19 protein-coding genes are annotated in these 20503 nt (G+C 72.3%); 2 read left to right on the forward strand and 17 right to left on the reverse strand.

All coding sequences use genetic code 11. From position 1 onward, the window contains the following. Genes ACBR40_RS15215 through ACBR40_RS15240 form a run of 6 tightly spaced genes read right to left on the reverse strand, consistent with a single transcriptional unit; the run spans position 1 to position 7368 of the window. Complete coding sequence (locus tag ACBR40_RS15215) at positions 1-888, reverse strand: endo alpha-1,4 polygalactosaminidase (RefSeq protein WP_344219682.1); 888 nt, start codon at positions 886-888, stop codon at positions 1-3. Beyond that, positions 885-1745, reverse strand: coding sequence for an NAD-dependent epimerase/dehydratase family protein (locus ACBR40_RS15220; RefSeq protein WP_371249094.1), 861 nt, complete (start codon positions 1743-1745; stop codon positions 885-887). The genes ACBR40_RS15215 and ACBR40_RS15220 overlap by 4 nt, the downstream gene beginning before the upstream one ends. Beyond that, entirely contained in the window at positions 1742-2467 is a 726-nt protein-coding gene (locus tag ACBR40_RS15225) for a sugar phosphate nucleotidyltransferase (protein WP_364458183.1), read from the reverse strand. The genes ACBR40_RS15220 and ACBR40_RS15225 overlap by 4 nt, the downstream gene beginning before the upstream one ends. Positions 2468-2489: 22 nt before the next feature. Continuing rightward, a complete protein-coding gene (locus ACBR40_RS15230; RefSeq protein ID WP_344219688.1) occupies positions 2490-3890 on the reverse strand; it encodes a hypothetical protein in 1401 nt (466 codons plus the stop codon). Continuing rightward, the gene (pelF, locus tag ACBR40_RS15235) at positions 3887-5299 is read right to left on the reverse strand and encodes a GT4 family glycosyltransferase PelF (RefSeq protein ID WP_371249095.1); all 1413 of its coding nucleotides are present in this window, start codon (positions 5297-5299) and stop codon (positions 3887-3889) included. Before pelF ends, ACBR40_RS15230 begins: the two co-directional genes overlap by 4 nt. Continuing rightward, positions 5296-7368: a hypothetical protein gene (locus ACBR40_RS15240; protein WP_371249096.1), complete on the reverse strand. Its 2073-nt coding sequence runs from the start codon at positions 7366-7368 to the stop codon at positions 5296-5298. The genes pelF and ACBR40_RS15240 overlap by 4 nt, the downstream gene beginning before the upstream one ends. A gap of 278 nt (positions 7369-7646) precedes the next feature. On the opposite strand from ACBR40_RS15240, the gene ACBR40_RS15245 reads away from it, so the two are divergent. Continuing rightward, positions 7647-8501, forward strand: coding sequence for a BTAD domain-containing putative transcriptional regulator (locus ACBR40_RS15245; protein WP_371249097.1), 855 nt, complete (start codon positions 7647-7649; stop codon positions 8499-8501). A 55-nt stretch (positions 8502-8556) separates the two neighbouring features. Here the strand turns inward: ACBR40_RS15245 and ACBR40_RS15250 are convergent, their stop codons facing one another. From ACBR40_RS15250 to ACBR40_RS15295, 10 genes are all read right to left on the reverse strand, one after another. After that, entirely contained in the window at positions 8557-9525 is a 969-nt protein-coding gene (locus ACBR40_RS15250; protein WP_371249098.1) for a GlxA family transcriptional regulator, read from the reverse strand. Then, the gene (locus ACBR40_RS15255; RefSeq protein ID WP_371249099.1) at positions 9515-10336 is read right to left on the reverse strand and encodes an ABC transporter ATP-binding protein; all 822 of its coding nucleotides are present in this window, start codon (positions 10334-10336) and stop codon (positions 9515-9517) included. The genes ACBR40_RS15250 and ACBR40_RS15255 overlap by 11 nt, the downstream gene beginning before the upstream one ends. Next, positions 10333-11397 carry a FecCD family ABC transporter permease gene (locus tag ACBR40_RS15260; RefSeq protein ID WP_371249100.1) on the reverse strand — a complete coding sequence of 355 codons (1065 nt, stop codon included), beginning with the start codon at positions 11395-11397 and terminating at the stop codon, positions 10333-10335. Before ACBR40_RS15260 ends, ACBR40_RS15255 begins: the two co-directional genes overlap by 4 nt. Continuing rightward, on the reverse strand, positions 11394-12374 hold the full coding sequence (locus ACBR40_RS15265) for an ABC transporter substrate-binding protein (RefSeq protein ID WP_371249101.1): 981 nt from the start codon (positions 12372-12374) through the stop codon (positions 11394-11396). The genes ACBR40_RS15260 and ACBR40_RS15265 overlap by 4 nt, the downstream gene beginning before the upstream one ends. 8 nt (positions 12375-12382) lie before the next feature. Further along, the gene (locus ACBR40_RS15270) at positions 12383-13045 is read right to left on the reverse strand and encodes a DJ-1/PfpI family protein (RefSeq protein ID WP_371249102.1); all 663 of its coding nucleotides are present in this window, start codon (positions 13043-13045) and stop codon (positions 12383-12385) included. Positions 13046-13228: 183 nt separating this feature from the next. Further along, positions 13229-15538 carry a heavy metal translocating P-type ATPase gene (locus ACBR40_RS15275; protein ID WP_371249103.1) on the reverse strand — a complete coding sequence of 770 codons (2310 nt, stop codon included), beginning with the start codon at positions 15536-15538 and terminating at the stop codon, positions 13229-13231. Positions 15539-15620: 82 nt separating this feature from the next. Continuing rightward, positions 15621-16187 (reverse strand): sigma-70 family RNA polymerase sigma factor, encoded by a 567-nt coding sequence (locus ACBR40_RS15280; protein ID WP_371249104.1) that lies wholly within the window; start codon positions 16185-16187, stop codon positions 15621-15623. Between the two features lie 109 nt (positions 16188-16296). Next, positions 16297-16833 (reverse strand): MFS transporter, encoded by a 537-nt coding sequence (locus ACBR40_RS15285; RefSeq protein ID WP_371249105.1) that lies wholly within the window; start codon positions 16831-16833, stop codon positions 16297-16299. Between the two features lie 85 nt (positions 16834-16918). Beyond that, entirely contained in the window at positions 16919-17482 is a 564-nt protein-coding gene (locus ACBR40_RS15290; protein ID WP_371249106.1) for a hypothetical protein, read from the reverse strand. 45 nt (positions 17483-17527) lie between these two features. Further along, the gene (locus tag ACBR40_RS15295) at positions 17528-18124 is read right to left on the reverse strand and encodes a DUF1707 domain-containing protein (protein WP_371249107.1); all 597 of its coding nucleotides are present in this window, start codon (positions 18122-18124) and stop codon (positions 17528-17530) included. A gap of 179 nt (positions 18125-18303) precedes the next feature. On the opposite strand from ACBR40_RS15295, the gene ACBR40_RS15300 reads away from it, so the two are divergent. Continuing rightward, positions 18304-19449: a mandelate racemase/muconate lactonizing enzyme family protein gene (locus tag ACBR40_RS15300; protein ID WP_371249108.1), complete on the forward strand. Its 1146-nt coding sequence runs from the start codon at positions 18304-18306 to the stop codon at positions 19447-19449. 46 nt (positions 19450-19495) lie between these two features. Here ACBR40_RS15300 and ACBR40_RS15305 read toward each other — a convergent pair whose 3' ends face one another. After that, positions 19496-20503, reverse strand: a complete 1008-nt coding sequence (locus tag ACBR40_RS15305; protein ID WP_344219718.1) for a dihydrodipicolinate synthase family protein — start codon at positions 20501-20503, stop codon at positions 19496-19498.

Genomic DNA, 20503 nt, shown 5'->3' on the forward strand with positions numbered 1-20503 from the left:
TCAAGATCCTCTCTTAGAACAGGGGTCACTGATCCGGTCGAGCTCGACCGTGGTGGCGTTTCCCGCGATGCCGTGGCGGCCGTAGCGGGCGCACGCCGCAGTGACGTTCACCGGTCGTCTGGCGTAGTCGGTGGCGAGCACGGCCTTGCCCTGCTTGCGCAGGGCGAGGGCGTGCCGCAGGTTCTCCGCGCACCAGTCCTCGGTGCAGGGGTCGTCCGTGGCCTTGAAGAACAGCTCCTCCATGCCGATGCCGTCGATGGCCTGGACGTAGCCGGAGTGGAGCCTCAGCTCCGGGGAGTTCTGGGGGACGACGAGAAAGCCGGGGCGCTGGGCCTTGGCGTATTTGCTGATGCGGACGATCAGGTCCGTCATCTTCCTGCCGAGGCTCCTGCGGGTCTCGCCGGGCGTGCGCTTGAGGTCGATCTCCTCGTACGCCAGCGGGGTGTCCAGGTAGACGCCGTCGAATCCGGCGCGCAGGGCCTGGTCGACGCGCTGTTTGACGACCGTGTCCCACCAGCGCCGGTCCCAGTAGCGCACGAAGCGCTCGTCGGGCCAGTCGGGCCAGACGTTGAGCACCAGGTCCCTGGGCAGGGTGCGGTACTCGGTGCGGAAGGTCTCGATCGAGCCGATCTCGAAGTAGGCCAGGACCTTCTTGCCGCCGGCACGCACCTTGGCGATCTCCGCGGCGGTGAAGTAGCCCTTGATCGTGGCGTCGCGCGAGAGGTCGATGATCGCCAGCTGGTGCGGCGCCCGCGCTATCGCGTCGAGGCGTCCCTTGGGGTAGTCCTGCAGGACGTAGGTGAAACTCCGCACCTCGGTCAGGGGGACCTGTGGTGCGGAGCACGCCAGCGAGCCCAGCACCAGGCCGATGGAGAGCAGGATCCTCACAGCATCGCCTTCACCGAGTCGGCGAGCGGGATGCGCGGGCGCCAGCCGAGCACGTTCCGGGCCCGCTCGATGTCGGCCTGGCTCCAGTCCACGGCCCGCGAGCGGGCGGCTTCGGGCTCGCGCTCGCGCACCTCCCCCGTGAAGCCCGACTCGGCGGTCAGCAGCGCGACCGCCTCCCGTACGGCGACGGCACGGCCGCTGCCCACGTTGATCACGCGCTCGGCCGGTTCCGGCGCGAACCCGGCGCGGACCACGGCGTCGGCCACGTCCCGCACGTCCACGAAGTCCCGCATGGCGCCGAGCGGGCCCATGTCGAGGTGGCCGGTGGCGGTCCTCAGCAGGTCGCGGGCGCGGCCCAGCACGTTCTCCCCCGACAGGCCGGGGCCGACCGGGTTGAAGATCCGCAGGGACATCGCGTCGACCTCGCTCGCCTGCTCGACCAGGAGCGTCCCTGCCAGGTGGCTGATGCCGTAGGCGCTGGTGGGCCGGGCGGGGTCGTCCTCGCGCTGGGCGTGACCGTACGGCGCGGGGCCGTATTCGGCGGCCGAGCCCAGGCGGACGAACCTGGCGCCGGGGACGGCGGCGGCGATGGCCTCCAGCAGGACGGCGGCGACCCCGGCGTTGCCGCGCAGGAGCTCGTCGTAGCCGCCCGACATCCTGCCCGTGCAGTTCAGCACGATCGACGGCCGCAGCTCGCGCAGCAGGTCGGCCGCGGCCCGCGGCGTCGCGGTCAGCAGGTCGAGGTCGGCCCGGCCGGGACACGCCAGCCGCGAGACCCGCGGGTCGTCCTCCAGCAGGTGCCTGACCTGGCGCCCGAGGAAGCCCGTGGCGCCGAACAACAGGACCGTACGGCTCATCGCACCTTGTCCCGCGACGGCAGCAGCAGCGGTCTGATCTCCTCGAAACGGGCGTTCGCCTCGTCGTAGTCGTCGGGGCGGCCGATGTCGAGCCAGTAGCCGTCGAACTCGTACACGCCGGGCGGGGTGTCCTGGGCGAGCAGGTCGAGCACCAGCTCGTCGAAGCCGAACGACATGCCCTCCGGGTACTTCGCGATCGTCTCGCGCGACAGCGCGTAGACGCCCATGCTCACCAGATAGCTGAGCAGCGGCTTCTCCCTGAAACCGACGATGCGGCCGCCCTGCGCCTCCAGCACCCCGAAATCGATCTTCACCACGCGCGGCGAGGTGGCCACGGTCAGCGGCGCGCCGGTCTCCATGTGGCTGGTCAGCAGCTCCGCGTAGTTGAGCGTGGTGAGGACGTCCCCGTTCATCACCAGGAAGTGCTCGGGCAGCCGGTCCCTGATCGGGAACAGCGGCCCGATCGTGGACAGCGGCGTGACCTCCTCGGTGTAGTCCACCGTCATGCCCCAGCGCGAGCCGTCGCCGACGAAGGCGCGGATCAGCGGGCTCAGGTGCCCGACCGCGAGCGTGGCCGTGGTGAAACCCTGGCCGGCCAGCTGCTGCATGATGATGTCGAGGATCGCGTACTCCTCCCCGATCGGCACCAGGGGCTTGGGCAACGCGGAGGTGTACGGGCGCAGACGGACCCCTTTGCCGCCCGCGAGAATGACGACGTGCATGGAAAGCCTCCCGGTCGAAGGATCAGCTGTACTGTCTGACATCCCTGAGGCCCTGGCTCATGAGGACGAGAAGGATCAGCAGGAACAGCAACGCGGCGGCGGCGAAGAGAAGGACGTCGGCCAGCGCCGGCGCCCCTGCGGGCAGGAGAAGACGGCCGAGGGGGTGTACGGCGAGCGCCGCGGCCTGTGCCACGCAGAGGGGCACGACTCTGCCCTGGTTGCCCAGCAGGAACGCCAGGAAGTACGCGCCGCCGACGATCACGTGGGCGGCGGCCATGGCGATGCTGGCGTGGGTCAGCTCGTTCTTGCCCAGCAGGAAGGCCAGCGGCAGCACGGACAGCACCGCCAGCCACGCCAGGCAGATCAGCACACCCTTGGCGAGCAGCCATCGGCCGCGCCGGGTGAAGTCGGAGGGGTAGCGGACCTGGCGGATCGCCGCCCTGGTCTCGTCCTCGAACGCGTGCGCCCGGTACTCCAGGATGCCCATGCCGATGACGAGCCCGGCGCCGGCCACGGCGATGTCGGTGCGGTCGAGCACGTACCGGGCCTCGGCCTGCAGCAGGAACACCGCCGACAGCGTGGAGTAGAGCACCCACGGGAGCAGCGCGCGCACGTTCGCGCGGGCCAGCAGGCGCAGCGGCGGCTCGGCGGCGTCCCCCGCGGGATTCCTCGTGAGGGTCAGCCGGAGCGCGCCCGCCACGCAGGCGAGGATGCAGGCGAAGCCCACGCCGAGGGTCAGCAGGCCGATGTCGCTGTCGCCGATGACGATGTAGGCGACCCCGGCGACGACGGCCGGCATCATGATCAGCCCGAGCCAGCCCTCGCGCCGGTAGAACAGCAGGATTCCCGAGGCGATCTGGAAGGTCACCTGCATGATGCACAGGGCGATCAGCTCGACGGGACCGTCCCGCAGCCCCGTGATCACGCCGGCCAGCATCGCCACGCCCAGGACGGCCACCAGCATCCCGGTACGCAGCACGCGGCCCGCCGAGCGCACGTGGCCGTGCCCGATCAGCGAGTACGCCAGATGCGTCGCCGCGCCGCCGATCACCCAGCCAAGGCCGGTGGTGAAGACCAGTCCCGGCATCAGCCACTGCGTGCCGACGAGCCCCGACGCGGCGGGCAGCAGGGCCGCGGGCAGGGCGTACAGCAGGCCGTGCAGGATCTGGGCGACCGGCCTGGCCCGCTTGAGGAACCCGGTCGACCCCGGCGGCGGGGCGCCCTTGGACCTGATGTGCGAGTAGGCGGTCTCGGCCAGGGAGAACACGGAGGTGTGGTCGTACAGCTCGCGGGCGACCTTGTCGTTGAGCCCCTGGGACTCCAGCATGGCCGCGACCTGGAGGGGCTCCACGGCGCGGAACACCCCGGTGCCCATGGGGTCGATGAGGGCGTCGATGTCCCGTGACGACGGCGGCTGGGTCATGCCCGGGCCCCCAGGAGTTCTCTGTAGACCGAACGATAGTCGTCCAGCGACTGCCGGAGCGTGAAGCGCTCCAGCACGCGGGCGTGCGACAGAGCGCCGAGGTGGCGGCGCAGCGGGGCGTCGAGCAGCAGGCGCACCATGGCCTCGGCGGCGGCGCGGTAGTCGCGCGGCGGCACCACGAACCCGGCCTCGCCCACCGCCTCGGCCACGCCGCCGACGTTGGTGACCACGCAGGGCCTGCCGCACGCCATGGCCTCGACCACGGTGTAGGGGAAACCCTCGGAGATGCTGGTCAGGGCCACGACCTGGCCGGCGTGGTAGGCCTCCACCGGAGAGCCGACCCGGCCCTCGAACGTGGCCGCGCCCTGCAGCCCCAGCTCCTCGATCAGCTCGACGCAGCTCTCGTGGTAGCTCTCGTTGCCCGCCGGCACGCCGCCGAAGATCCGCAGCCGGGCGTTGGGGATCCTGTGACGGACGATCTGGAACGCGCGGATCAGCGTGTGCAGGTCCTTCAGCGGGTCCACCCGGCCCATGAACACCAGCGTGGGCACGTCGGGTTCGCCGGTGGCGACGGGGAACTCCTTCGGGTCCACGCCGTTGTACATGATCCGGATCCGGCTCGGGTCGGCGCCGTTGCGGACCTGCCAGCGCCTGTTGTACGACGAGTGCGGCGCGATGCGGTCGGCCGCGACGTACGCCGCCCCGGCCAGCCGGCGGAAGAAACTGAGCAGCAGCACCCGCACGGAGTGCGGGACCGGCTCGTTGACGTACTGCAGGTAGCGTTCCCGCAGGTAGACGCCGTGCTCGGAGAGCACGGCGGGCGTGCCGTAGCGCCACTTGGCGCTCATCGCCACGAGCATGCTGAGCCCGTTCATGGAGACGTGCACCAAGTCGGCCTGCGGCGGCGGCTCGGCCAGCGGCCGCAGCATGTGGCCCAGCAGGTCGCTGGCGATGACCGCGTCGGACAGGTTGAGCGCGTCGCTCCTGCTCCAGTACCAGGCGTCCATGAGCTGCGAGAGCGACTCGTTGGCCGTGATCGCGCTCATGAGGTCGCCGCCCCAGTCGGCGAAGCGGTACAGCGACTCCAGCACCGACAGGAATTCCTTGCTGCCGTCACCCATGGTGGCGGGCGTGAGCACCATCTCCAGGAAGCGCCCGTACACGTCGCCGAAGCCGCGCCCCGGCGCCCGCGAGGGGCGCCGGCGACGTCGTCCGGCCCACAGGGGCACGGAGACGACCTTCTCCAGGTTCGGGGGGCGCTCCCAGACCGAGCGCTCCCTGCCGTCCACCGTCAGGGTGACGACGTCCCATCGGTAGTCGGGCATGCCCCGGATGAGCTGGTCCATCCAGACGCTCACCCCACCCATGGCGAACGGGTACGTGCCCTCCGACACGAAGGTCACCTTCATGCGCGCACACTCGCGGTGACGGTGACGGGCACGCCCGCGGTGAGCGTGAGGCGGGCGATGGAGTCGGTGCCGTACGTCGTCGCGCCCGGGGCCGCGGCGTTGGTCGCGAAGACGGCGGCGGCGGCGTTCGAGGTGAACGTGACCGTGCCCGCGACCCGGTCGTAGACGGCGTCCACCCCGGCGAGCCCGGCGAAGTGCTCGGTCCGGTCCTCGACGTAGTGGGCGATGCCACCCCAGTCGGGGGTGATGACGGGAACGTTGTAGTAGGCGTTGTACTTGGCCATGACCGCGTTCAGCCAGTCGAAGACCAGGCTCTTGCCCGACCCGTAGTCACGCAGGTTGCCCTGGTGGAAGGTGTGCGCGTAGATCGAACCCGACATGACGTGCTGCAGCGCCACGTCGCTCTCGTGCTCCAGGACCTGGTTGTAGGTCTGGTTGACCGGCCAGTAGGGGAACTTGCCGTCCGGCCCGTAGTAGGAGTTGTAGAACAGCGTCTGCTCGGCCGGCGTGGTGGTGTGGTAGGCGATGTTGGTGGGCCAGTCGGGCACCACCATCAGCGACGGTTCGAGCGGGTGGTGGATGCCGCAGTTGAAGCAGGACGGCTGGTGGCTGCCGAACGACATGTTGCCGTGCAGGTACTTCACGCCGAGATCCTTGGCGGCCTGCAGCAGGTGGGGGTTGGAGGCGGCCAGGCCGTAGTCCGTGGGCGGGTCGATGTCGTTGTTGACGTCGGGGTTGTAGACGCCGAGGCCGGAGTACTCGCCGGTCTTCAGCACGGTCGCGTCCACGCTCAGGCCCAGCGCGGCGGCCCTGGTGAGGTTGTCCTGGATCTCGGAGTAGCTGGTCGCGTAGTCCGTGAAGTTCATCTTCGGGTGCGAGAACGTGTGGTTGATCCAGGTGAAGGAGGAGGCGCGGCAGCGCGAGTAGCTGGTGAGCCCGTCGGCGCCGAACGGCGGGGTGGAGCACGTCGAGGGGGAGTTCAGCGTCGTGCCCTCGCCGTTGTAGGCCAGGTTCAGCTTGAAGCCCGAGGCGAGCGGGTTGCCGGCGGTGAAGGCGTTCTGCTGGTTGTACGTGCTCACCGCGTCGGCTCTGGTGGTCCGGTAGCCCGGGTCGCTCTCCACGTGGCCGTCGGGGTACAGGTGGTCGGTGGAGTTGAACCAGTCGTCCACGTCGGCGTTGAGGTAGTGGCGCTGCTCGCCCAGGAACAGGCCCCTGGTGGCCCACCTGAACAGCCCGTACGTCAGCAGGTCGGCCTGCGGCAGGTACTGGTTGGAGGTGAACGTCAGCGCCATGCGCTCGCGGCCGTCGGTGGAGGTGCTGCGGACGCCGAGCACGTCGGAGCCGCTGGTGATGATCGCCTCGGCCGAGCAGCCCGGGGCGATCGTGCTGCGGTAGGCGTAGGAGAGGGAGATCGGCACGTTCACGCCGGTCTTGAGGTAGTCGAACACGCCCGCGCCCGCCGGGGTCAGCTCGGTGCTGATGGGGGTGTCGCCGATGCCGCCCTCACTGCCCGCGCGCAGGCAGTAGTCCTCCGGCCAGGTGCCGTAGGCGGTGTAGAGGGAGACCTGGCGTACGCTGTAGTCCCGCTCGTAGGCCCATAGAACGTTCCATTCGGTGCTGTCCAGACCGCTGACGTAGTTGGCGCCGTCGAAGTGGAGCAGCGAGCCGTTGGTCAGCAGGACCGCGTTGTACTTTCCCGCGCCGTCCGCCCGCAGCAGGTCGGACGCGGTGAGGGCCTGGGTCTTGCTGAACAGCACGTCGTACTGAGCGCCGACCCGGTCGAGCACGGACTTCCAGGTGGCCACGCCCCAGTCGTCCTGGTCCACGCCGATGACGAGCGCGCGCAGGCCCACCCGGTCGCTGGCCGCGGCGGCCAGCGCGGCGGTGGTCTTCGCCGTCGTGGTGGTGCGCTTGACCGCCACGCCGCCCTTCGTCTTCACCTTCGGCAGCGGGCCCAGCTTGGTCGCCTTCGGGCGCTCGACCTTGGCGCGGAGGGGGGCGGCGTGAGCATGCCCATGGTCGCTCCCCGATACGGCGGCCGCGGCTCCGCCGGCGAAGAGACCGGTCACCAGGACAGACGCTCCCGTGATGGCGATCACACTACGTGACGGCCTACGAATAGTCTGTCGCACACGCGGAAAAATATTCATATATCCCCCCATTCGGCACACAAGCCCCGAATGCATCCCAAGCCTGGCATAGACACCATCAGCCAGGGAAAGTGTGCGGACCTCGCGTTTCACTTCGGTTTCAGCTCAGTTTCCCGACCTAGGCCCCACAGCCGGGCAGGTTGGACTTATGCTTGATCAGCTGAAAAGTCGGGCACATGCAGCCGGGGGGGAGACCCATGCAGTTCGGCATTTTGGGCGCGCTGGAAGTCGTGGACGGGGAGGAGCATTTATCCCTCCGCTCGATCCAGCAACGCACTCTGCTCGCCCTGTTGCTCTGCCATCACGGCAAGGTCGCCCACAGCGACGTCCTGATCGACGCCCTCTGGGGCGCCGAGGCGGGTGACGCCGGTGGCGCGCGCCTGCGCCTGCAACTGCACCGCCTCAGGCGCACACTGCGCGACTGCGCCCCCATCGTGCACCGTGCCGCGGGCTACCAGCTGCGCGTGCCGTCCGAGGCCGTGGACGCCCGGCGCTTCGAGGACCTGGTACGACAGGGGCGTCAGGCGATCGCGGCCTGGAACGATGCAAGGGGCAGCGACCTGCTGCGGGTAGCCCTCGACATGTGGCGAGGACCCGCGCTGTCCGGGCTGAACGACATCTCGCTGCTCCGCCAGCACGCCACCCGGCTGGAGGAGCAGCGGCTGGCCGCGCTCGCCGACCGCATCGAGGCCGATCTGCGGCTGCGCAGGCACGGTGATCTGATCGCGGAGCTGTCGGAGCTCGTCCGTGAGCATCCGCTGCGGGAGAAGTTCCGCGCCCAGCTCATGATCGCCCTGTATCACAGCGGGCGGCAGGCCGACGCCCTGGACGTCTATCGCGACGGGCGGGACATTCTCAGCGAGGACCTCGGCCTGGAGCCGTCCCCCGAGCTGCGGCGGCTCCAGACGGCGATCCTGGCCAGGGACGCCTCCCTGTCCCTGGGCCCCCCGCCGCCCGCCGCGCCGGCCGAGAGCGCCAAGCGACGCGTGCACCGCCGCACCACCCTCCGTCACACGCCGACCTGCCCCCACTGCGCCAGACGCGTCCGCTGACAGGACCCCTTGACGCGACGCCGCGGCGTCGTCGCTTGCGTCGGGGCCGGAGGCTTCAGGGGCGGGGCCGGAAGGACTGCCGGTAGCGGTGCGGGCTGGTGTGCAGCTCGCGGGCGAAGTGCGCGCGCAGGGCGCCGGCCGAGCCGTGGCCGCTGCGGTCGGCGACGGCGGGGATCGGCAGGTCGGTGGTCTCCAGCAGGTGCCGTGCCAGCAGCAGCCGCTCGCGGGCGAGCCAGGCCGCGGGCGTGGTGCCGGTCTGCTCCTGGAAGCGGCGCGTGAGCGTACGGACGCTGAGGTTGGCGTGGCGCGCGATGCCCGCGAGGGTGAGCGGTTCGGCCGCGTGCTCGCGCATCCAGGCCAGGGTCGCGGCCAGGCTGCCGCTCGCGGCGGGGGCCGGTGGCTGCGGGATGAACTGGGCCTGGTCGCCGTCGCGGCTGGGCGCCATGACGGTGGCGCGGGCGGCGCTCGCCGCCACCGCCGCGCCGAAGTCGCGGTGGATCAGGTGCAGGCACAGGTCGAGCCCGGCGGCCACGCCCGCCGAGGTGAACAGCCGCCCGTCCCCCACGTAGAGGGGCTTGGGGTCCACGCGCACGTCGGGGTGGCGGCGGGCCAGCTCGCCCGCCGCCTTCCAGTGCGTGGTGGCCTGCCGCCCGGACAGCAGGCCCGCCTCGGCGAGCACGAACGCGCCGGTGCAGATGGACACGATCCGCGCCTTGCGGGCCGCGGCCTCGCGCAGCAGGTCGAGCACGGCGTCGGGGGCCCGGCGGGTGACGGTGACGCCGGGCACCACGAGAGTGTCGGCGTCCTCGGCGCCGTCCAGGCCGTTGGGCGCCTCGATGCGGTAGTAGCCGACGCCGCCGGCGGTGGCGTTCACCGACGGGGTCACCCCGCAGACGCGCACCTGGTAGGGGTAGGCGCCGTCGGGCAGGCGGGCGGTGCCGAAGACCTGGCAGGGCATCGACAGGTCGAAGCCGACCACCCCGTCGAGGGCGAGTACGGCGACGAGGTGCGGGTCAGCGGACATCGCTCAGCAACGTCCCCGTGCGGTTGCGGCAGCTCCAGTGGCAGGGCCGGTCCGGGCAGACGCAGCGGGGCCGCAGCACGAGCCCCGAGCCGCCCTGTCTGGTGGCGTCCACCTCGAACACCTCCCCGATCGTCGCGGGTGTCAGCACGTCGGCGGCCGGGCCATGCGCCACGAGCCGTCCCTGCCGCAGCACGGCGACGGTGTCGGCGTACGTGGCGGCCAGGTCGAGGCTGTGCAGGGCGGCGAGCACGGTGACGTCCAGGTCCCGGACGAGTTCGAGGAGGTCGAGCTGGTGGCGGACGTCCAGGTGGTTGGTCGGCTCGTCCAGGACGAGCAGCCGGGGCCGGCCGGCCAGGGCGCGGGCGAGCAGGACCCGCTGGCGCTCCCCGCCGGAGAGCTGCCCGACGCGGCGCCCGGCGAACGCGGCCAGGCCGGTACGGTCCAGGGCCTCCGCGACCGCGGCGTGGTCCTCGCGGCTAAATCGGTCGAAGAAGCCCAGGTGCGGCGTGCGGCCCAGGGCGACGGTCTCGGCGACGGTGAACTCGAAGCCGGTGTGCTGCTCCTGCATGAGCACGCCCACGCTGCGTGCGGCGTGCGCGGGCGGCATCGACCACAGGTCACGGCCGCCGAGCCGGACGGTGCCCGACCCCGGTCGCACGGCACGGTAGACGGTGCGGAGCAGGGTGGACTTGCCGCTGCCGTTCGGCCCGACGAGCGCCGCGAATCCGCCCGCGGGGACGGTCAGCGACACGTCGTGGACCACGGTCCTGCGACCGAGGGTGACCGATACGGCGTCGAGGTCGAGTCTCATGAGGTCTCCTGGGCGGCCAGGCCGCGCGCCCGCATGACGAGCAGGAAGCACGGCACTCCGAGGAACGCGGTCAGCACGCCGATGGGCAACTCGGCGGGACAGATCAGGATCCGCGCCGCCACATCGGCCCACAGCAGGAAGAGCGCGCCGAGCACCACCGCGACGGGCAGCATGCGGCGGTGGTCGGCGCCGACCAGCATCCGGGCCAGGTGCGGCACGATCAGGCCGACGAAACCGATCCCGCCGGACACGGCGACGACCGTCCCGGTCAGCAGCGTGACGAGCAGGAGCAGGTACCAGCGCTGCCGGCTGGCGTCCAGTCCCAGCGCCGCGCCGGCCTCCTCGCCCAGCACCAGGGCGTTGAGCCGGCGGGCCCGCGCCAGCAGCAGCCCCGTGGCCACGCCGACGACGATCGCGGGCACGGGCAGGGTGGCCCAGTTCGTGCCGGACAGGCCGCCGAGCAGCCAGAAGATGATCTGCTGCTGCGCGGCGGAGCTGTCGGTACGCGCGAGCACGAACGAGGTGATCCCGGCGAACAGGTGCCCGAAGGCGACGCCGACCAGGATGAGCCGCACCGGCAGCAGCCGGCGCTGTCTGGTGGACATCGCCAGCACGATCCCGATCGCGACGGCGGCGCCGGTGAACGCCGCCGCCGGCAGGGTGAGCGCGCCGAGCACGGCGGTGCCGGTGGTCAGCACCAGCACGGCGCCGACGGAGGCGCCGTGGGACAGGCCCAGCAGGTACGGGTCGGCGACCGGGTTGCGGACCACGCCCTGCACGACGGCCCCGGCCAGCGCGAGCCCGGCGCCGGCCACCGCGCTGAGCAGCACGCGCGGGAAGCGGATCCGCCAGACGATGAGGTCGGCGGTGGCCGTGCTGTCGCCGCCGCCGGTCAGGTGGTGGACGAGGATGCCGGCGACCTCTCCCGCGGGCACGCCGACCGCCCCGAACCCGGTGGCGGCCACCACCGAGACGGCCAGCGCCGCCGTGAGCAGGGCGACCAGCGCCGGGTACGGCACAGCGGCGACCCGCGCGCTCAGCCTGCCGGCGATCGCGGTCATCGGCCGCCCGCACGCAGGTCGGCGGCGAGCTGTTCCAGCGCGTCGAGGTTGAGCGGGCTGGGGAAGGAGACCAGGTACTGCGAGGTCGACAAGACCCTCCCCCGCTTGACGGCCGTGGTCCCGGACAACAGGGGGTTCCGCCTGACCTCGTCCACCAGCTCCCGGCCCTTGACCTTGGCGAAGTTGTAGTCGGTGAGCACCCAGATCACCTCCGGGTCCCGCTTGACCACCTGCTCCGGTGAGACGTCGGCGTGCATCGCGTGGACGTCGGGGAAGAGATTCTCGCCGCCCGCCAGCGTGAGCAGGGCGTGGGCGATCGTGCCGGTGCCGGAGGTCTTGATCGGCTGCCCGGCGACCGGGGCGTCCTGCACGATCATGACGCGCGGCCTGGCGCCGCCGGTCCTGACGGCGTCCTGGCGGGCGCGCAGCTCGGCGATGAGCCGGTCGGCTCGGTCCTGGACGCCGAAGACGGTGCCGAGCTTGCGGATGTAGTCGTAGGTGGGCGCGAGGTCGGCCAGGGCGGGGCCGGACGGGCTGTCGCCGCCGGGCAGGCAGGCGGCCAGTCCCTTGGCGTTCATGGTGGCGAGGTCGGCGTCCTTGGGGCTGCCGGGTGGCCCGCCGAAGGCGGAGAAGGCGGTCAGGACGAGGTCGGGCCGCTGCGCGGCGACGACCTCGGTGACCGGCACCCGCTCGGACAGGACCGGGATCTTCGCCAGTTCCTCCCGGTGAGGGGAGGTGTCCACGGTGAACGGGGCCGGGTAGCCGGTGCCGGTGATCTTGCCGGTCAGGCCGAGCCGGGCCATCGTCTGGGCGGCGTACCCGTCGAGGGTCACCACCTTCGCGGGCGGCGCGCTGAAGCTGACGTCCTTGCCCGCGCAGTCCTTGACCACGACGGACCGACCGGCGGCCGCCGGCCGGACGTCGCCACCGCAGCCGGTCGCCGCCAGGGGCAGCATCGCGACCAGGCAGAGCGTCATCCGCCGCCTCATCGTCCCGCGCCCGAGGTGACCGGGTCGCCGGAACGCCACAGCGGTTCGCGGCGCTCGTACTCCAGGATCTGCTGCACCAGCGCGGCGGCCTGCGCGCCGCGGTGCCGCTCGACGAGCCAGATCGCCAGGTCCAGGCCCGAGGTGATGCCACCGGCGGTCACCACGTCGCCGTCGTCCACCACCCGGGCTTGCACGGGCCGGCCACCGGCCGCCACCAGGTCCTCGACGGCCCGATGGTGCGTGGTGCAGGCCCGGCCGGTCAGCAGCCCGCCCGCGCCCAGCAGCATCGCGCCCGTGCACACGGACGCGAGCACCAGGCCGGGCCGGGCCGCCGCGGCGAGCGCGGCGGGCAGCCGGCCCGAGTCCAGCTCCGCCCGGACGCCCGAGGTCTCGCTCGTGGCGTAGCCGCCGCCGGGCACGATGAGCACGTCGGCCTCCTGCGGCGCCCAGCCGGCCGCGGGCAGGAGCAGACCGCCCGCCGTGGTCACCGTCCGCGGCCCGTCCAGGGACACCAGCCGTACCGTGACGCCCTGCCCGGCGCGGCCGGCCAGGCCCAGCACCTCGTACGGGCCCACCACGTCGAGGTCGTCCGCGCCGTCGAAGACGACGATGTCGGCTCGGATGTCGGCTCGGATGTCGGCTCGGATGTCGGCTCGCATGCTGCCTCCAGGTTCTCGGTGTCGCATCGCGGGTCCCCATGGTGACGAGACGCCCCCTCGCCTGGAAGTGGCCGGCAGGCCAACGTCCGCCGGCTTCCGGCCACGGCCATGGGCACAAAGGGGCTCGTCCGACCAGTCGTCGCGAAGCCCGCCCCGGTTCCCTGGAACTTCAGCCGTGACGGGTCAGACCTTCTCGCGCACCGCCTCGTCCTCGTCGTCGAGGTGCGCGGTGAGGAAGTCGCCGGTCGCCGGAGGCGGCGCGTAGCGGCGCAGCCGCAGGCTGTTGGTGACGACGAACACCGAGGACAGCGCCATGGCGCCGCCGGCGATGAGGGGGTTGAGCAGGCCGGTGGCGGCCAGTGGGAGGGCGGCCACGTTGTAGCCGAAGGCCCAGACGAGGTTGCCGCGGATGGTGCGCAGGGTGGCGCGGGCCAGGGTGAGCGCCGTGGGGACCACGTCGAGGTCGTCGCGGATCAGGATGAGGTCGGCGGCGGCCAGCGCGACGTCGGTGCCGTCCACCACGGCCAGCCCGAGGTCGGCGCGGGCGAGCGCCGGGGCGTCGTTGATGCCGTCGCCGACCATGGCCACGCGGTGGCCCTCGCCCTGGAGCCGCGCGATGGTGGCCTCCTTGTCGGCGGGCAGCACTTCGGCGACGACCTCGGTGATGCCGGCCTGGGCGGCGGCGGCACGGGCGGTGGTGGCGTTGTCGCCGGTGAGCAGCAGGGTGCGGAGTCCCATGGCGTGCAGGCGGGCGATCGCGGCGGCGGCGGAGGGTTTGACGGCGTCGGCGAGGGCGAGCGCCCCGATGGCCGTCCCGTCGGCGGCGACGAGGACGACGGTGCGGCCCTGGCTCTCCCAGCGGGTCCGCGCGTCGTCGAGGACAGGGGGGATGGCGACGTCGTGCCGGGTCAGCAGCCGGGCCGAGCCGATGAGGATGCGCCGGCCCTCGACGGTGCCCTTCGCGCCCAGTCCGGCCAGGGCGGTGAAATCGTCCACCTCGGGCAGGTCGCCGAGCTCGGCGCGGGCGTGGGCGGCGATGGCGGTGGCGACGGCGTGCTCGGAGGCGTCCTCGACGGCTCCGGCGTAGCGCAGGGTGTCCTCGCCGACGAGGTCCACGACGCTCATGCGGCCCTGGGTGAGGGTGCCGGTCTTGTCCAGCACGACGGTGTCGATGACCCGCGCGGACTCCATGGCCTGATGGCTCTTGATGAACACGCCGAGCTTGGCGCCGGTGCCGGAGGCGACCTGCAGGGCGGTGGGGATGGCCAGGCCGAGCGCGCACGGGCAGGCGATGATGAGCACGGCCAGCGCGGCCGTGACCGCCTGGTGGGTCTGGCCGCCGGCGAGCAGCCAGACAGCCAGGGTCAGCGCCGACAGGACGAAGACGGCCGGGACGAACCAGCCGCAGATCCGGTCCGCGAGCCGCTGCACGGCGGCCTTGTCGGCCTGGGCGTGCTCGACGAGCCGGATCAGCGCGGCGAGCTGGGTGCCCGCGCCCACCTGGGTGGCGCGGACGAACAGACGCCCGCTGAGGTTGACGGTCGCGCCGGTCACCGCGTCGCCCTCGCCGACCTCGACGGGCACCGGCTCGCCGGTCATGGCGCTGGTGTCGATGGTGCTCTGCCCGGACTCGATCCGGCCGTCGGCGGCGATGCTCTCCCCCGGCCGGACCACGAACACATCGCCGGTGCGCAGGTCCGCCACGTCGATGCGGTACTCGTTGCCGTCGGCGCGCAGCACGCTGACGTCCTTGGCGCCCAGCTCGGCCAGGCGGCGCAGCACCGCGCCGGAGGAGCGCCGCGCCCGCGCCTCCAGGTACCGCCCGGCCAGCGCGAACATCGTCACCCCTGCGGCGACGTCCAGGTAGAACGCGCTGTCCGGCGCGGACAGCGCCGCCCACAGGCCCGGCCCGGCGGGTCCGGCGTCGATCGGGAACAGGATGACGTACACCGACCAGAGGGTCGAGGTGATGACGCCGGTCGAGATCAGGGTGTCCATGGAGGTGGCGCCGTGCCGGGCCGCGCGGAAGGCGTTGCGGTGGAACGGCCAGGCGCACCAGGTGACCATCGGCAGCGTCAGGCCGATCAGCACCCACTGCCAGCCCGCGAAGTGCCACTCCGGGACGAACGCCATGCCCATCGACAGGTCCATCAGCACGAAGGCCAGCCCGACGGCGACGATCATGCGCCGGCCCAGCATCCGCACGCGCCGGTCGTCGGTGTCCTCCGGCGCGGCCGGCGCCCGCGGGCTGACCACCTCGGCGCTGTAGCCGGTGCGCTCGACCGTCCGGATCAGCTCTTCCACCGGGACGCCGCCGGCCTCGATCGTCGCCTTCTCGGTCGCGTAGTTGACGCTGGCGCTCACGCCGTCCATCCGGTTGAGCTTGCGCTCCACCCGGGCGGCGCACGAGGCGCAGGTCATGCCGCCGATGAGGAGCTGGACGGCCTCCGTTCCGAGACCGGCCTGCCCTGGTTGTGCGGTGCGTGTTGTCATTGAGGACTCCGAGTTCTGTGGGTTCACCGGAGCCGTCGGACGGATCGAGGCGGAAGTTCCCTCGACCTGCGTCACAGGGTGGTCAGGCGGCCAGCCAGGACGCGGAAAGCTGGTGCCGGGCCCGGGACACCCTGGAGCGCACCGTTCCCACCGGGCAGCCGAGCAGTTCGGCGGCCTCGGCGTACCGCAGGCCCACGACCTGGGTCAGCACGAAGGCGCGGCGCCGTTCCTGAGGCACCTCGGCCAGCAGTTCGGCCAGCTCCACCGCGTCCTGCGATCCGGGCAGGTCACGTGGCTGGCACCGCTCCACGGCGGCCTGCCAGTCCGCCAGGTCCGCCACCACGGGCCGGGCCCGCGCGGCCCGGAAGCGGTCGACGACCACCCGGCGGGCGATGGACAACAACCAGGCCCTGGCCGACGATCTCCCGGCGAAGCGCGGCAGGCTCCCCAGGACCCGGACGAACGTCTCCTGGGTCAGGTCGTCGGCCGACTGCACGTCGGTCAGGTAGGCGAGGAAACGGCGTACGTCGGCGTACACCGCCTCGGTGAAGGCCGCGACGTCCGCCGGGGCGCCGTCGCGGGCGGCCAGCGCGAGCGCGGTCAGGCGCCGATCGTCGTCGGCGCGTTCATCAGCGACAACAGGATTCACATCGATCACTCTCTGGTCTGGTGTTTCCGGCATGGAGAACTCCCGTTTCGGGCGTACGACGACCGCCGGGCGGAGCGCATCCGTCCGGTGAAGGGGAGGAACGAGAGGTTCAGCCGGCCGGTGGGGCGCGCCCGCTCAGCGCGTGCTCCAGCACCGCGCAGCGGAGAGGCGCGGGCTCGACGGCGCGGACGACCACCGTCCAGTACGGCGTGCGGTGCGCCCCAGGCAGCAGCACGATGACACGCACCCCGAGGTGCCGCAGCAGCGCCCAGAGCACCGCCTCACCCCGCGCCAGCCAGAGCGCCGTCATCAGGGTCGCCAGACCGTGGGAGACCAGCATCCCCACACCCGGTACGAGCCCGGAGTGCGCATGCCCGCCGGGCACACCCGGCAGCCCCGGCGGCGCGATCGAGAACAGCAGGTGCAACGCCACCTGCACACCCGCGAGAAGGAGGAAGACGGCCGGCCCGCCTCGCTCCCGGCCGGTGGCCGGCATGGCGGCGACGAAGGAGACCGCCAGAGCCGCCACCGCCATGAGGGCGGTCACCCTGCCGCCCCCGAGCAGGTGGGCGAACGCGGACAGCGCGCAGCACACCACGGCGAAGGCCGTGGTGCGCAGCAGGCGGAACATCACTCCAGCGGGCATGACTCCGGCTGTCGTCTCAGGGCGGCGAGCCGGCACCGGCACGGCGGCCGATGCCTCCACCCCGGCGAACGGGCCGGGGCGGGCGTCAGTGCGCGTGCGCGGCCACGGGCGGCCCGCGCCGCAGGATCGCCCGTACGAGCTCAGGCCCGCGATACGTCCCCGCCCCGGCCACGAGCACGACCGCGACCGGCGTCACGAACGGCTCGACCACGCCGGCGAGCAACCGCCGCAGCTTCGGCAGCGGAGCCGTCCCCCAGAGCCGGACCATCAGCCAGAACGCGCTCTCCCCGCGATACAGCCACCATCCGCTCATCACCGCGATCACGAGGTGCGCCACGGCCATGCCGGCGCCGGGCGTCCCGGTGTGCGCATGCCCGGCGGCGGTCACGGTGACGCCGGCGCTCCTGGTGAACAGCTCGTGCAGCAGGATCTGAGCGGCGGCCGTCGCCGTGACGACGGTCTCGGGCCCGCGCGGCCGTCCGTTGAGCACGAAGGCGAGGGCGAAGGCCCCCAGCACGCCGGCGAGCAACGTGGGCACCGCGGCCGGAACGCCTCCGGCCAGGACGTGACCGCCCGCGGACACGACGACGCACACCGCGGCGAAGACAGCGGCGCGCGCCACACGCGAGACCCGTTCAAGGGCGGACACGGCACTCATCCTTCCAGCCCGGCGACCCGGTCGGGAAGGCCGCCCCTAACGGCCCTGAAGGCGCCGCTGCTTCCTGCGTTCCCAGGTGTTGGGGTGCCGGATGACCACGCCGCCCGCGCCGCCGGTGCCGGAGAGGCGGATCAGCGGGGTCCTGGGGAGGCGCTGCGGGGTGGTCTTGTCCTTGAAACCGCCGAGGCCGCCCTCCATGCGGGACGTCTCCGCGGCCCAGCCGTCGGGGATGATGATCGTGACGCCGGCCATCTGGCCCTGCGCCTCGATGTGGACCTCGGGCAGCCGGCATTCGGTCTCGGTGAAGTCGAGCTTGACGGCGCCCATGCCGCCGTACACGGTGATGCGCGGCGGCACGTCCCAGCGTCCCGAGCGGGTCAGGCCGTGCATGCCGCCCTTGAGGACCAGCGGCTCCTGGTTCACCGGGACGTCCGGCGGCAGGTCGGCGGTGAGCGGCGCCAGGTCGGCGTACGTCTTGGCGTTCAGCGCCTGCTCCAGGCGGGCGTCCAGCTCGCTGAGGTCGAGCCGGCCCTCGGCCGCCGCCGTGTTCAGCCGCTCCACCACCGCTTCACGCTCGTCGTGCGAGACGCGCCACCCAGCACGGCCGACTGGTTCCGGAAGCCCATCGTTCATGCCCCAATGATAGGGAGATATGGGGAAAGCAGGCCGTCCGGGCTGGCTGTCGCCGGCCAGGGCGCCCTGGAAAGCGGGCGCATGAATTCATTCCGCTAATTCGTGAATTATTTCCGGCGTGCTAGATTCGGGATGCTGGAAATATAAAAAGAGCATGAATTCCTGCCGCTTGGAGAAACATGGAATCGCTGGTCGTCGAGCGGATCGAGGTATTCGTCGTGGAGCTGCCGTCCATCCGGTCGTTCAGCATCTCCGGCGGAAACGTCACCACGGAGGGAAAGCCCGCCGAACGGGTTCTCGTCAAGGTGACGGCCGGCGGGGTGACCGGCTGGGGAGAGGCGACGCCGACCCCGGCCTGGACCTACGAGACCGTGGAGTCGATCTCGACGACGATCGCCCGCTATCTCGCCCCCGCCCTCGTCGGACGCCCCGCGTGGGACCTGGACGGCGCCTGCGCGGTCTACGAGAAGGTGATCAACAGGGGGCTGACGATCGGGTCGCCCATCGCCAAGTCGGCGCTCGACATCGCGCTGCACGACCTGCTCGGCCGGGCCCTCGGCGTCTCCGTCGGCGTGCTGTGGGGCCAGCGCCGCCTCGACCGGATCACGCTCGGCTGGATCGTGGCCGGTCAGACGGCCGACGAGGTGCGGCAGGCGGTCGAGGAGGGGCGGGCGCACGGCTACGGCGCGTACAAGGTCAAGGTGGGCCTGCACGACGAGGCGACGGACCTGTCCGTCGTCGCGGCGGTCAGGGAGGCCGCCCCGGACGCGCCCCTGTGGGTGGACGCGAACCAGGCCTACACGGTGGACGGCGCGCTGCGCATGGCGCGGCGGCTCGCGGACCTGAACGTGTCGGCGTTCGAGCAGCCGCTGCCCGCCAACGACGTCACCGGGCTGCGCCGGCTGCGCGACCACAGCCCGCTGCCGGTGGCGCTGGACGAGAGCCTGCGCCATCCGTCCGACCTGGCCACGTTCGTGAAGCTCGACGCCGTGGACATCGCCATCGCCAAGGTGCAGCGGTCGGGCGGCCTCACGCTCTCCCGCAGGTTGTGCCAGCTCGCCGAGGACGCCGGGCTGCGCATCATGGGGTCGGGGCTGACGGACACCGACCTGGGGTTCGCCGCCTCGCTGCACCTGTTCGCCGCCTTCGGCGTGGACACCCCGGTCGATCTCAACGGCCGCCAGTTCGTGCGCTCGGCGTACGTCGGCGGCGAGACGGTGAAGGTCACGGGCGGGACGGCCCTGGTGCCCACCGGGCCCGGCCTCGGCGTCGAGGTGGACGAGGACGCCGTCCGCGCCCTGTCCACGGCCCACTGGGCCATCTGAGAACACGAGCCCGGGGCGGGGAATCCCCCACCCCGGGCTCGCCGGCTCAGCGGAGCCAGTCGTCCAGGTGCGCGGCGACGAAGTCGTCGTCCACCAGCCACGGGTAGGCCGCGCGCACCCGCGCGATCTCCCCCGCCTGCCCCGGCGACAGCCCCTCGTCCGGGTCGAGGCACCAGGTGCCGGCCATGAGCCCCTGGCCGCGCAGCACCTCGTGCACCCCGGCGATGCAGCCGTGGAAGCCGCCCGCCACGTCGAACACCGCGCCGTTGGCGTCGGTGAGGTCGGCGGCGCGGGCCAGCAGGGACCGCAGGACGTCGTCGTCCCCGGCCCAGGCCCGGCGCACCTCCTCGAACATGAGCACCGCCGCCCGCGTCCACACCGCCCACTGGCCGAGCAGCCCGCCGACGACGCGGCGGCCCGCGACGGGGGTGAGCAGGTCGGCCAGGATGTTGTCGTCGTTGCCGGTGTAGAGCGCGATGTCGTCGCCCCGCCCCGAGGCCGCCACCGCGTTGACCACGTCGACGGTGCGGTACCGGTCGAAGGGCGCCATCTTGATCGCCACCACCGACTCCTGCTCGCTCAGCGACCTCCAGAACGACGGGCTGAGCCGCTGCCCGCCCACCGCCTCCTGGAGGTAGAAGCCGACCACCGGCAGCACCTCGCCCACCGCCCTGGCACGTGCCAGCAGCTCCGGCTCGCCCGCGCCCGGCACCTTCGGCGACAGCAGCACCGCGTGGTAGCCCAGCGAGGCCGCGAGCTCGGCCTCCGCCACGGCCTGCGCGGTGTCGCCGCACGCCCCCGCGACCAGGACGAAGGGCCGCTCGGCCTCCTTGGCCACGACCTCGGCGGCGAGTTCGAGCACCGGCCGCAGCAGACCCGCCTCGCGGATCGCGAACTGCGTCGTGTGCACCGCCACGGCCGCGCCGCCCGCTCCCGAGGCGAGGTAGTAGCGGGTGAGCGCGCGCTGGCGGCGCTCGTCGAACGTGCGGGCGGCGGTCAGCGCCAGGGGGTGGGCGGGGATGACCGCGCCCTCCCGCAGCAGGTCGATCGACAT

Source organism: Nonomuraea sp. AD125B, from assembly GCF_041402765.1.
GTDB classification, from domain to species: Bacteria; Actinomycetota; Actinomycetes; order Streptosporangiales; family Streptosporangiaceae; genus Nonomuraea; species Nonomuraea bangladeshensis.

Bases quoted from the DNA above. Each gene is read 5' to 3' on its own strand.
- ACBR40_RS15220 (WP_371249094.1), bottom strand. From the start codon at position 1,745: ATGAGCCGTACGGTCCTGTTGTTCGGCGCCACGGGCTTCCTCGGGCGC.
- ACBR40_RS15225 (WP_364458183.1), bottom strand. From the start codon at position 2,467: ATGCACGTCGTCATTCTCGCGGGCGGCAAAGGGGTCCGTCTGCGCCCG.
- ACBR40_RS15230 (WP_344219688.1), bottom strand. From the start codon at position 3,890: ATGACCCAGCCGCCGTCGTCACGGGACATCGACGCCCTCATCGACCCC.
- pelF (WP_371249095.1), bottom strand. From the start codon at position 5,299: ATGAAGGTGACCTTCGTGTCGGAGGGCACGTACCCGTTCGCCATGGGT.
- ACBR40_RS15245 (WP_371249097.1), top strand. From the start codon at position 7,647: ATGCAGTTCGGCATTTTGGGCGCGCTGGAAGTCGTGGACGGGGAGGAG.
- ACBR40_RS15250 (WP_371249098.1), bottom strand. From the start codon at position 9,525: ATGTCCGCTGACCCGCACCTCGTCGCCGTACTCGCCCTCGACGGGGTG.
- ACBR40_RS15255 (WP_371249099.1), bottom strand. From the start codon at position 10,336: ATGAGACTCGACCTCGACGCCGTATCGGTCACCCTCGGTCGCAGGACC.
- ACBR40_RS15260 (WP_371249100.1), bottom strand. From the start codon at position 11,397: ATGACCGCGATCGCCGGCAGGCTGAGCGCGCGGGTCGCCGCTGTGCCG.
- ACBR40_RS15265 (WP_371249101.1), bottom strand. From the start codon at position 12,374: ATGACGCTCTGCCTGGTCGCGATGCTGCCCCTGGCGGCGACCGGCTGC.
- ACBR40_RS15270 (WP_371249102.1), bottom strand. From the start codon at position 13,045: ATGCGAGCCGACATCCGAGCCGACATCCGAGCCGACATCCGAGCCGAC.
- ACBR40_RS15275 (WP_371249103.1), bottom strand. From the start codon at position 15,538: ATGACAACACGCACCGCACAACCAGGGCAGGCCGGTCTCGGAACGGAG.
- ACBR40_RS15285 (WP_371249105.1), bottom strand. From the start codon at position 16,833: ATGCCCGCTGGAGTGATGTTCCGCCTGCTGCGCACCACGGCCTTCGCC.
- ACBR40_RS15295 (WP_371249107.1), bottom strand. From the start codon at position 18,124: ATGAACGATGGGCTTCCGGAACCAGTCGGCCGTGCTGGGTGGCGCGTC.
- ACBR40_RS15300 (WP_371249108.1), top strand. From the start codon at position 18,304: ATGGAATCGCTGGTCGTCGAGCGGATCGAGGTATTCGTCGTGGAGCTG.
- ACBR40_RS15305 (WP_344219718.1), bottom strand. From the start codon at position 20,503: ATGTCGATCGACCTGCTGCGGGAGGGCGCGGTCATCCCCGCCCACCCC.